Here is a 1,626-nt window from a genome sequence, read left to right on the forward strand (position 1 = left end):
CGGTACGTCAAGCCTGGATCAACGGCTGGCGAGAAGGACGCGGCGACAACTGGGACGGTATGACCGGCACTGCGGGAATCCACAGACTCAACGAACTTCACGCCGTCGGCTGACACAGGGCATTTACTCCGACACGACAATCTGAATGTTTAACGCATTAACCACGCACGTCCTTCCCGGACGGCGGGCTGCGGCCCAGGGGCTCCTTCGAGGAGCCCTTTTTTATCCCTGAATGATCATTTTTTGTGCTGGATCACACAACCTGCGGGATCAGCGCAGGGCAGCGATGGCGTCGACCGATTCACGAATCAACGCCGGGCCTTTATAAATGAAGCCAGAATAAATCTGCACCAGGCTCGCACCGGCCGTGATCTTCTCAGCCGCATGTTTGCCTTGCGTGATACCGCCAGCGGCAATGATCGGCAAACGACCCGCCAACTCAGCCGCCAGCACCTTCACCGTGTGCGTGCTCTTGTCACGCACCGGCGCGCCGGACAGACCGCCCGCCTCGTCACCATGCTCCATGCCTTCAACACCGACACGGCTCAGGGTGGTGTTGGTCGCGATCACCGCGTCCATCCCGGTTTCGATCAACGCTTGAGCGACCTGCGCCGTTTCTTCGTCAGTCATGTCCGGAGCGATCTTGATCGCCAGCGGCACATGTTTGCCGTGACGCAACGCCAGTTCGGCGCGGCGCGTGGCCAGGTCGGCCAGCAACTGTTTGAGCGAATCACCGAACTGCAAACTGCGCAGACCCGGAGTGTTCGGCGAGCTGACGTTGACCGTGATGTAGCTGGCGTGGGCGTAGACCTTGTCCAGGCAGATCAGATAATCGTCCACGGCACGCTCGACCGGGGTGTCGAAATTCTTGCCGATGTTGATGCCCAGCACGCCTTTGTATTTGGCCGCTGCGACGCGCGCCAGCAGATTATCGACACCGAGGTTGTTGAACCCCATGCGGTTGATGATCGCCTCAGCTTCCGGCAGGCGGAAAATCCGCGGTTTCGGGTTGCCCGGCTGCGGACGCGGGGTCACGGTGCCGATTTCGACAAAACCAAAACCCAGTTGCGCGAAGCCGTCGATGGCCGCGCCGTTCTTGTCCAGACCGGCCGCCAGCCCCACCGGGTTCGGGAACTCCAGCCCCATGACCGTCACCGGCATCTTCGCCGGCGCCTTGCACAGCAAGCCATTGAGGCCCAAACGCCCACCTGCGCCGATCAGATCCAGCGACAGATCGTGGGAGGTTTCCGGGGAAAGTTTGAACAACAGCTGACGGGCCAGGGAATACATGGGCGGCGATGACTCGGGCGGCGAAAAGAGGCCGCGATTATAGCCGTGCATCGACCTGCGGCGCGAGGCGCACACGCAAATCGCAGGCAAAGAAAAGCCCGGCCTAAGCCGGGCTTTTCTCAGAGCGGCAGCTAATTACTTAGCTTGAGCTTCAACCTGCGCTTCTACGCGACGGTTTACAGCGCGGCCAGCTTCAGTTTTGTTGTCAGCAACTGGGCGGGATTCGCCGTAGCCAACAGACTGAACGCGGGACGATTCAACACCGTACTGGTTGGTCGGAAGTTGCGTCAGGGCGTGTGCCGGTCGCTGGGTCAGGTGCTGGTTGGCTGGGTGAGG

2 protein-coding genes and 1 pseudogene are annotated in these 1,626 nt (G+C 60.8%); 1 reads left to right on the forward strand and 2 read right to left on the reverse strand.

Going from position 1 to position 1,626, the window contains the following annotated elements:
- A pseudogene (locus tag ACIOU6_RS07795) lies at positions 1-113 on the forward strand (ribosome modulation factor); the annotation flags it as partial.
- A 157-nt stretch (positions 114-270) separates the two neighbouring features.
- Here the strand turns inward: ACIOU6_RS07795 and ACIOU6_RS07800 are convergent.
- Complete coding sequence (locus ACIOU6_RS07800; RefSeq protein WP_401135158.1) at positions 271-1,290, reverse strand: quinone-dependent dihydroorotate dehydrogenase; 1,020 nt, start codon at positions 1,288-1,290, stop codon at positions 271-273.
- A 135-nt stretch (positions 1,291-1,425) separates the two neighbouring features.
- The coding region (locus ACIOU6_RS07805; RefSeq protein ID WP_401135161.1) for an OmpA family protein at positions 1,426-1,626 on the reverse strand (201 nt) is incomplete at its 5' end.

Origin of the sequence: Pseudomonas sp. NPDC087615, from assembly GCF_044743445.1 — a bacterium.
GTDB lineage: Bacteria > Pseudomonadota > Gammaproteobacteria > Pseudomonadales > Pseudomonadaceae > Aquipseudomonas > Aquipseudomonas baetica_A.